The sequence below is a fragment of the Psychrobacter sp. FME5 genome (genome assembly GCF_014861375.1).
Classification (GTDB): Bacteria; Pseudomonadota; Gammaproteobacteria; order Pseudomonadales; family Moraxellaceae; genus Psychrobacter.
Map to the genome: position 1 here is coordinate 45,670 of NZ_RRYX01000008.1, position 10,107 is coordinate 55,776.

8 protein-coding genes are annotated in these 10,107 nt (G+C 44.0%); 2 read left to right on the forward strand and 6 right to left on the reverse strand.

Annotated elements, in window-relative coordinates; all coding sequences use genetic code 11:
- Positions 1-231: 231 nt before the first annotated feature.
- The 4 genes from EI161_RS02570 to sdhC form a co-directional block, all read right to left on the reverse strand.
- The gene (locus EI161_RS02570; protein ID WP_192528922.1) at positions 232-942 is read right to left on the reverse strand and encodes a succinate dehydrogenase iron-sulfur subunit; all 711 of its coding nucleotides are present in this window, start codon (positions 940-942) and stop codon (positions 232-234) included.
- A gap of 201 nt (positions 943-1,143) precedes the next feature.
- The gene (sdhA, locus tag EI161_RS02575) at positions 1,144-2,994 is read right to left on the reverse strand and encodes a succinate dehydrogenase flavoprotein subunit (protein WP_192524176.1); all 1,851 of its coding nucleotides are present in this window, start codon (positions 2,992-2,994) and stop codon (positions 1,144-1,146) included.
- Between the two features lie 351 nt (positions 2,995-3,345).
- The gene (gene sdhD, locus EI161_RS02580) at positions 3,346-3,750 is read right to left on the reverse strand and encodes a succinate dehydrogenase, hydrophobic membrane anchor protein (protein ID WP_318779311.1); all 405 of its coding nucleotides are present in this window, start codon (positions 3,748-3,750) and stop codon (positions 3,346-3,348) included.
- Between the two features lie 2 nt (positions 3,751-3,752).
- A complete protein-coding gene (sdhC, locus tag EI161_RS02585; RefSeq protein ID WP_192524178.1) occupies positions 3,753-4,139 on the reverse strand; it encodes a succinate dehydrogenase, cytochrome b556 subunit in 387 nt (128 codons plus the stop codon).
- Positions 4,140-5,230: 1,091 nt separating this feature from the next.
- Between sdhC and gltA the strand changes: the two genes are divergently transcribed.
- Positions 5,231-6,511 carry a citrate synthase gene (gltA, locus tag EI161_RS02590; RefSeq protein WP_192528918.1) on the forward strand — a complete coding sequence of 427 codons (1,281 nt, stop codon included), beginning with the start codon at positions 5,231-5,233 and terminating at the stop codon, positions 6,509-6,511.
- 116 nt (positions 6,512-6,627) lie between these two features.
- Here the strand turns inward: gltA and EI161_RS02595 are convergent, their stop codons facing one another.
- Positions 6,628-7,671 carry a hypothetical protein gene (locus EI161_RS02595; RefSeq protein ID WP_192528919.1) on the reverse strand — a complete coding sequence of 348 codons (1,044 nt, stop codon included), beginning with the start codon at positions 7,669-7,671 and terminating at the stop codon, positions 6,628-6,630.
- A gap of 52 nt (positions 7,672-7,723) precedes the next feature.
- A complete protein-coding gene (locus EI161_RS02600) occupies positions 7,724-8,266 on the reverse strand; it encodes a type IV secretion protein Rhs (protein WP_225735192.1) in 543 nt (180 codons plus the stop codon).
- A 263-nt stretch (positions 8,267-8,529) separates the two neighbouring features.
- Here EI161_RS02600 and EI161_RS02605 point away from each other — a divergent pair, with 263 nt between their 5' ends.
- On the forward strand, positions 8,530-9,819 hold the full coding sequence (locus EI161_RS02605; RefSeq protein WP_192528920.1) for a replication-associated recombination protein A: 1,290 nt from the start codon (positions 8,530-8,532) through the stop codon (positions 9,817-9,819).
- Positions 9,820-10,107 lie beyond the last annotated feature (288 nt).

Below are 10,107 nucleotides of genomic sequence, written 5' to 3' on the forward strand. Positions count from 1 at the left end.
TGTATGAGACGAACAAATTTTTCTAAAAAATCTAGAAAATTGCACACAAAAAAACCACCTAAAATTTAGGTGGTTTTTTTGTGCGGGTTTTGCAGAAGATAGACTCTACAAAACCCATGTCATACCATTCACAAAAATTAGAGTAGCAAGGAAAACAAGTGCAAGTGCTACGCACTGTAGACTAAACAAGTTTGACACAGCTAATCGTACTTTTTGGGTTTGGTATAACGATTAACCCGCTTGATCAATGAGCATATTACGTAAGTTACCGATGGCTTTGGTCGGATTTAGACCTTTTGGACAAACCGATACACAGTTCATGATACCGCGACAACGGAATAAGCTAAACGGATCGTCTAGACGTGCTAAACGCGCCTGAGTATCCGTATCACGGCTATCCATGACAAAACGGTTGGCATTCAATAAAGCAGCAGGCCCCAAGAACTTATCAGGGTTCCACCAGAACGATGGGCAGCTGGTTGAACAACAAGCGCATAAGATGCACTCATACAGACCGTTCATTTTTTCGCGTTGCTCAGGTGACTGCAAACGCTCTGTTGGCGGTGCTGGCTGGTCATTGATTAAGTACGGATGTACTTTTTCGTATTGCTCGTAGAACTGATTCATATCGACGACCAAGTCACGAACCACTGGCAAACCTGGCAATGGGCGTACGGTGACTTTTTCTGGCAACGTATTCATGTTGATTAGACAAGCAAGACCGTTTTTACCATTGATGTTCATGCCGTCAGAGCCACAAATACCTTCACGGCACGAGCGACGGAAGGTGAGCGTTTCATCTTCCTTTTTTAGGCGTAATAACACGTCAAGCAACATACGATCTGACTCTTGTAGCTCAATCGTGTACGTTTGCATACGCGGCGCTGCGTCCTGATCAGGATCGTAGCGATAGATTTCGATGGTGCGAGTACCTCGGCTCATAATGCTAAACTCCACACATAGGTGATGGCTGGCATACAAGCGTTGCAACTTAATCTTGCAAACATCAGCGCTATTCATGTTTTTCATCATAGCGCTGATTGTAGCTTGTAGCTGGCGGTCAACCTTTTAATAAATGAATAAGGGATAAAACGTTAACGCTGTTGTTATATATCAGCTATAAATCAGGTGCGCGGTCTAAAATTAATAGACACGAACTTTTGGCTCGATATAATCAACTGTCAACGGCACTTTACGAACTGGCTTATAAACGATGCGGTTGCCTTCAGAATACCACAAGGTATGCTTCATCCAATCGTGGTCATTACGGCCGTTTGGTGCATAATCGTCATCCTCTGGGCGATCGTAGTCTGCCACGCTGTGCGCGCCGCGACTTTCGTGACGATGGGCTGCTGATACCATGGTGGCTTTTGCTACTTCGTACAGATTGGCTACTTCAAACGCTTCGATACGAGCGGTGTTAAAGACTTGTGACTTGTCCGCCAGATGGATTTTGTCGATTTTTTCACCCAGTGCTAAAATCTGCTCAACCCCTTCATCCATGATCGCTTGGGTACGGAATACGCTGGCATGCTTTTGCATAGTGGCACGAATCTCATCAGCCACGTCCTGCGCATTGTAGCCGTCGGTCGACTGTTGCAGTTTGTCTAAACGCTTCACGGTAAAATCAAGCACGTGTGGATCTAGTGGCTTGTAGTCATGATCCGCATGATGGAATTCATCAACGATATGCTTACCAGCAGCACGACCAAATACGACCAAATCCAGTAATGAGTTGGTACCTAGACGGTTGGCACCGTGGACACTCACACAAGCACATTCGCCGATGGCATATAGACCTTTGACCACGTTACCTTTGGTATATAATCCGTCTTCATCTGTACCCGATTCTAGATCAGGAGTGATTACTTGACCATGAATCGTGGTCGGAATACCGCCCATCATATAATGGATGGTCGGAATGACTGGAATAGGCTCTTTGGTGATATCGACGTTGGCGAAGTTTTTACCAATCTCAAAGACTGATGGCAAACGCTTCATGATGGTTTCAACGCCCAAATGGGTCATATCCATAACGATATGGTCAGCATTGGGGCCACAACCACGGCCTTCTTTGATTTCTTGGTCCATAGAGCGAGAAACCAAATCACGTGGTGCCAAGTCTTTCACGGTTGGCGCGTAACGCTCCATGAACGCTTCGCCATCTTTGTTACGTAAGATAGCGCCTTCACCACGGCACCCTTCGGTCAATAGTACGCCTGCCCCATGAACGCCGGTTGGGTGGAACTGCCAGAATTCCATATCTTGTAATGGAATTCCCGCACGGACCGCCATGCCAATGCCGTCACCAGTATTGATATAAGCGTTGGTCGACGCGGCAAAGATACGGCCAGCACCGCCTGTCGCTAGGACAGTAATCGGCGATTGGAATACCGCAACTGTGCCCGTTTCTTGCTCAATGGCGATAACGCCGTTGATGTTACCCGCTTCGTCTTTGATCAAATCAAGCGCAATCCACTCGATAAAGAACTCAGTGCCTTGCTCTAGGTTTTTTTGATAGAGCGTATGTAGCAGCGCATGACCGGTACGGTCGGCAGCAGCACACGCACGTTGTACGGCTTTTTCGCCATAGTTTGAAGTGTGACCACCGAACGGGCGCTGATAAATCGTCCCGTCTTCGTTACGGTCAAACGGCATGCCCATGTGCTCAAGCTCATAAACGACTTTTGGCGCTTCACGGCACATGTATTCAATCGCGTCTTGGTCGCCCAACCAATCTGACCCTTTAACGGTGTCATAAAAGTGGAAATGCCAGTTATCGTTGCTCATGTTGCCCAAACTTGCACCAATACCGCCCTGAGCGGCAACGGTGTGCGAGCGCGTTGGGAATACTTTGGTCAAAACGGCAACTTTCATGCCCGCTTCAGCCAAGTGTAGTGAAGAACGCATACCTGAGCCGCCGCCACCCACGATGACTGCATCGTAGTTTAGGGTCTTGATATTGCTAATGGTATTATCTTGTCTAGTTGCCATTACGGTTTTCCTAATGCCTGTTAATGCTTAGAAGTAAATAAAAAGGTGATTCTGCATATTATTTTTGCCGTACCGAATAACTTTTGCTTCAGTACCACTTGTGCTTATCAAAGCACCATGCAAACAACCTTTAACCACTTAACTTGCATATCTATCGTTATATTGGGACTCATCACTCGCTTCACCACGGATACACCTAAGTTTTAAGTGACTGGTTAAGTCAATGTGTGCCCAACGCTATGATTGGCTATGACTATTTTTGGCGACTAACGGATGGCTTTGACATACTAAGGCAGCTAAAAATTCTGCTACGCGCACCCGTTATCGATAGTAGAGGTTATCACTCAGTGGTTAAACAGCAACAACGCCGAAACCAGTACCCCAAAAAATCATGATGCCCCAAAATAGAAACACTAAAATAGCGATAATCATCAATGACTGTAGCACTAAACGTAAACCTGCTGCGCTTGAGCCCATTTTGCCAGTGGTAATATAGTCAGTAAATACCGTCCACATCCCAACCCAAGCATGACCAGCTAACGCAAGTACAGCTATCAAACTGAATAGACGCATCGGCAAGCTGGTCATAAATGATGACCACTCAATAAAGGTCACATTACCGTGGGTCAAAAAGAAGCCCAGTAATACCACACTATAAACGGCTAAGACTACTGCACTGAGGCGCTGGATAATCCAATCGCGTGAGCCTGAACTGGTCAGACCAGTAGCGCTTTTGATTCCTGAATCATTTTTTATCATTAGAACATCACCCATACAAATGACGCGACAATTAAGATTGCTGCAATTACAAAGCTAATCATAGAAGCGGCACGGCCAGATTTTAGCTCCTCGTTCATGCCCATATCAGCAAATAAGTGCTTGACGCCCATCACAAAGTGATAAGCAATCGCGGCAACAAATATCCATGCCAAAAAGCGCACGAATACGTTGTCAAATACGGTCTCAAAACTCTCAGGCGACGCCAACGAGTTCTGTAGTAACCACAGCATGACAGGAATCAATAAAAATAAAACAATGCCAGAAATACGATGCAAAATTGAGGCAATTGCAATCGGTGAGCTGTTAACGCTAATCACTTGGCTCAAAGGCAGATTAATAGGTCTGTTGCTTTTCACAGCGGGCATCCTTTTTTGCGGTTGTGTCTGGTAGTTACTTATGGTTTGGCAATCGTCTACCAAACACACCGAGTACTACTCAAGACGAATAAGGTAAGGAAGAGCTAGCTGACTTCGTATAGTTTGCGTCAAATATGAAGAGAGGATAGTGCAGTATAGGGAATCAATAAACCGTTTCATGTCGTTGGTCGAAATGACAGATCTAAAGAAGCCTCGCCATTATACAACAAAGAAAAAACATGAATAACATCGATTAACCAGCCTATTTTTACGAGACATATTAATAAAAAATGACGCTATCCTGTCATTTTGTATTGATACAAACGTTTTGCTAAATTTAAGTGCTTGTATTAAACGCTTAACATTTAAACAATTAAAAATAAAGCCACTAAAAACAACACCCAAACCATAGATTCGGGGTCTTATCGATTCAATCGTTTATCGAAACAGTATCGAGTCTTGCTCGTTTGCTATTTAGCCATATTCAAATACTCAAACAACCAGTATCCAAACAACCAGCTTTAAACGATACCATATCCTAACTACTTCTCAATTTGTACAATACGAGTGCCAGTTAAGTATTATCAATTATAAAATGACTGAGCGACAATTACAAATTTATCCCCTGAGTAGTAAAAAAGGCACACTAAGTGAGCAAATAAATAGAGAACATTAATAATGGTTGTCTAAAAATGTTTGATTTTACCAAAATTTATGGCCCACTCTATTTGTCTGTTGCTCATACTCTGCCTGTTTCTAACACAAATATTTATAACACTTACCGTATTATTCTGTTAAAAATCTTTAAAAATTACGTGAATAATGTAGCTCTACTTATAGTTTTAAAAGAGGTACTTTTAAGCAAAATAACCGATTAGACATATTTTGATACAAAAATTACAGTGGTTACACACGGCTAAACCGTGTCACTTGGTGGGATTGTCGGTAAAAGTCTTTTCAAATCATATTGAATTGCTGCTAATATACCCTGCGTATCAAGTGGCTTAAATAAATTTAAACTATTTGGTGAATCGATAACGCGAGGGTATGCGTCTGTCGTGAATTTATTCTAACAAGTTAAAACTAATGGAGAGCAATTTATGGCTGACAATAATGCCAAACTAACCGTAAATAGTGAAGAGTACGAACTTCCTATCATCAAAGGTACTTTAGGGCGCCCAGTTATCGATATTGCTGCTTTACAAAACTCAGGGTTTTGGTCTTATGATCCTGGTTTTAAAGTAACGGCTCCTGTTGAATCAAAGATTACCTTTATTGATGGTGGTAAAGGTGAGTTATTATACCGCGGCTACCCTATCGACCAGTTAGCAAAAAACGCTGAATACTTAGAAGTGGCTTATGCACTGATTCATGGTGACCTACCTAATAGCGAGCAAAAAGCAGACTTCTTTGAAAAAATCCGTAAGCATACGGCCGTTCATGACCAACTGCGTAAGTTCTTTGAAGGCTTCCGCCGTGACGCGCATCCAATGGCGATTATGGTCGGTGTCGTTGGTGCTTTATCTGCCTTTTATCACGATAAGTTAGACATCAGCGATGAAGATCATCGTGAAATCACGGCTATTCGTCTAATCGCAAAAATGCCTACATTAGCGGCTATGAGTTATAAATACTCACAGGGCGAACCGTTCATGTATCCACGTAATGACTTTGGCTACGCAGAAAACTTCTTATATATGATGTTTGCAACCCCTGCTGATGTCGATTATAAAGTAAACCCAATCATCGCTGATGCGATGGACAAAATCTTTACCTTGCACGCTGACCATGAGCAAAACGCTTCGACATCTACCGTACGTCTAGCCGGCTCTACTGGCGCTAACCCTTACGCTTGTATCGCTGCTGGTATCGCTGCTTTATGGGGTCCTTCACATGGCGGCGCTAACGAAGCTGTTCTTGAGATGCTAGACGAGATCGGCTCTGTTGAAAATGTTCCTGAATTTATGGAAAAAGTGAAGAGCCGTGAAGTGAAGCTAATGGGCTTTGGTCACCGTGTTTATAAAAACTTTGACCCACGCGCACAAGTGCTGAAAAAGGCTTGTGATGAAGTATTGGAAGCTTTAGGTATCGACGATCCTAAGCTTAAGTTGGCTATGGAACTAGAAAAAATCGCTTTAGAAGATCCGTTCTTCATCGAGCGTAACCTCTATCCAAACGTTGACTTCTACTCTGGTATTATTCTAAAAGCTATTGGTATCCCAACGTCAATGTTTACGGTTATTTTCTCACTAGCCCGTACCTCAGGTTGGATCAGCCATTGGATCGAGATGCATAGCGCACCGTTCAAAATCGGTCGTCCACGTCAGTTGTATACAGGTGAGACGCATCGTGACTTCGTTAAAGTGGAAGACCGCAAATAAGCTTTAGTATTTGATTGATTAATTAATTGAAGCCCCATAAAAATCCCGCCAAAGTGCGGGATTTTTTATGGGCTGCATTTACAACTATTCGCTTAACGACAGATGGGTTTGAGTCATTACTCAAAGGCTTTTAAGGTCTGCTCATATTTAGCAATTTGTTCATCGTAACCTTCAATGGTCTCATTAAATTTTGTCATTAACATCTCAAATTCTTGCTGCTGGGTTCGTTTCATTTGCTGCATATCTAGCACTTGCTGAGCTTCTATTTGCTCCCAAACCTGATGCTGAATCACCAAACGCGCCAGTGCTGGGCTTTTTGCATTAACCCGTCCAGCAATTTCCGCATCTTCAAACAACTGCGGCACCAAGGTGGCAACATTAATCAACGTATCGGTATCTTCGGCACTAAGCGGCGTGGTCACAGGTTGATAGAGCGCCTCCATTACTTGCTGGTAGCGTTCGATAATTTGCGCTTCTGTGAGTATCGTAGGCTTGCGCGGCTCGAGGCTGATGCGTTTTAACACAGTCAAATCACGCTCACCGACTTCCGTGCTAGTATTAATATCATCTTCAGCCGCTATTTCGTTAACAGCGTCATTAGCAATATCACTGGCACTGTTAGTGTCACTGTCGACATTAGCCATTGGAGATGTAGGCGCTACTGTCGACGAAGTAGCACCACTAGCCATTCCAGCATTCTTTTCAATATTGATACTGTCGTTATTTTCATTATTGCCGGCGATGTCATCGTTATTGTAGCTGTCATTGTTATCACTGAAGTCGTCCGTCGTACCATTTAGCAATAACGACTCTTGCGGTACTGAGGCATCAGCTGCTTGTAGCGACTCGTACTCTGCTTGCAAACGACGCTGCAACCCTTGCGCTTGGGCGACATATATAGGCTGGTACTGTTCTATACGAGCAGCAGCCGAATCGCTTTTTTGCATAGGCTGACTGTCCTCTTCAGCCGTTTTCTCAGTGGTTTGGCTGTCATCTGGCACTGGTGGTGTTTCTGCTTGTTGCTGACAACCGCTCAACAATAAGACACCTGTCATTGCTGCTGCAAGCAAGGTTGGCGCTTGGCGTGGACTCATGAGGCCTTTATCTACAAGGTTATGATGAGTATCAATAGTCGGTTTTACTGATAAAAATTTAAACATTTGAGTACACACCCTTGGTTAAAAGCAGAAATATTAAATCATGACATACGGGTTAAGACTTGAGCGAGCTTTCATTAGTTTCATTAGCATGGCTACTACCAGCAGGAACGACTGGTGGCGCTATTAGAAACGGAATACAGCTTTCTAAATCCTGACAGTACTGCCCACGCTGACGGCGGATAAAGTAATCTTGTACCATGCGCGCTTGCTGCTCGATACCGTATTTAAAGAAGCACTTGCCTGTTTCAAACACATAATTGTAGCGACGGTCAATGAGCGCGCCACGTACGACTTTTAGACCTTGCTGCAACTGCCAGACGTGGGTCAGCTCATGTATCAACCAGCTTTGCTTATTGAGCGACGTTTGGCTAAAATCTACAATCCAGTCTGCTGGGTGAAAATAAATATTCCCATTGGGACTCACCGCATAATTTTTGAGCACCCACCAAGCGGTCTTTAGCTGAACGTTATCAAGTCTAATACTGTCAGCGAACACTGAACGAGCCAGCGCTATCTCACCAGCTGTCAGCTGTCGTGATTGCGGTTTTTCTGGATGGCGATTCAATAAGCGCTTAAAAGTCGATGGTGTTACCATTAATATCCTACCTTATGCTCAATAAATCAATGCTTAATATATCCCAAGTCATAAACTAAGTCATAAACTCTGTTAGAGCATTAATAGGGATAAAAATATAAAAACCAAAGTATTTGGGACATAAGCTGTACACTTAGCTGACTTTTATTAACGTAAATCTGCGTTAGCCTAGCTCATATAATACCCAATACCAGCTTATATAATGATCAATAAAATTTATCTTATTTTTCTAATTTAATTGCTATTTTATAATAGAGAGTCCCATGCCGCCTAACTTTCATACCGACACCCCACTCGCCCAGCGTATGCGCCCAACGACGCTTGATGCCATTATTGGTCAAGAGCATTTGTTAGCAAAAGGAGCACCGTTAAGACGCTTAGTGGAACAAGGACATCTGCCGTCGATTATTTTGCATGGCGAAGCAGGTATCGGCAAAACCACCATCGCCATGCTATTGGCTGATGCCGTTGGACGACCATTCCATGCGCTGTCTGCGCTAAATACTGGGGTGAAGCAACTGCGAGAAGTGCTAGATAGCAAAGACTCTCTAAGCTTTGAGTCACCGGTGGTATTTATCGATGAGATTCACCGTTTTAATAAAGCCCAGCAAGATGCGTTACTTGGCGCGGTAGAGTCTGGCGATATTACCTTGATTGGCGCGACGACTGAAAACCCTTCTTTTAGCGTCAATAACGCCCTGTTATCACGTTGCCAAGTATATCGCTTGGAGCCACTGACGCCTGAGCAAATTGCAGCAGTATTACAGCGGGCGCTCTCAGAAGATAATGTATTTAAAAAGTTGACTGTAGATTTGCAGGCGCAAGAAACCATCAGCCAATTGGCACATGGTGATGCGAGAAAGGCGCTAAACTTATTAGAGCTGGCGATTCAAACGGCTGACACCAACCAATCACCGCTCATCGTCGATGATGCTTTAGTCGCTCGTGTCGCCCAGACCGCGCTGGTGCGCTACGATAAAGACGGCGAGCAGCATTATGATATCGTCTCGGCCTTGATAAAATCCGTACGCGGCTCTGATCCTGATGCGGCGCTGTACTGGATGGCGCGGATGCTGGTCGGTGGTGAGCCTGCTGATTTTATTGCGCGGCGCTTGGTGATTTTGGCCAGTGAGGACATCGGCAATGCTAACCCCAATGCGCTACTACTCGCCGACGCTGCCTTGCGTAGTGTGCAATCTATCGGCATGCCCGAAGCGCGCATTACATTAGGCCAAGTGGTGGTCTATCTGGCGACCAGTGCCAAAAGCAACAGCACTTATAAAGCCATTAATGCGGCGATGAGTTTGGCAGAAAAAGATGCCTCACCTGTCCCGCTGCATCTGCGTAATGGTGTCACTAAGTTGATGCGCAATCAGGGCTATGGACAAGGTTATGTTTATCCGCACGACTATCCCAATCATTACTACGCTCAAAGCTACTTACCAGATAATTTGCTGGGCACAAGATTTTATGAGTTTGCGGACAATCAGCGTGAACAACACAGCAAACAGTTTATGGATTGGCTAAAAAGCCAAGCGGCAAGTAACGAATAAGCTCGAGTGGTATTTATTATTGATAACACACATCACTGTTTTTGAGCTACTGAGCGATAGAGTTTAGAGATGAGGCAGCATGCTGGGGTGAAAAGCGTTAAAATGGCCTCATAACGATACAGATAGTCGGTTCAAAATAAAAGCGATACGATTGTAGTAAAATAAATAGCACTGTATCGGTTTTAAAGTAAATCTACTAGGGGCTGTATAGAATTCAAATCAGCGGCAGCCAGATAAAGACACAAGCGAGAATTACGGCAGCCTCATAGCTGGCTTTAAGCTTATCAT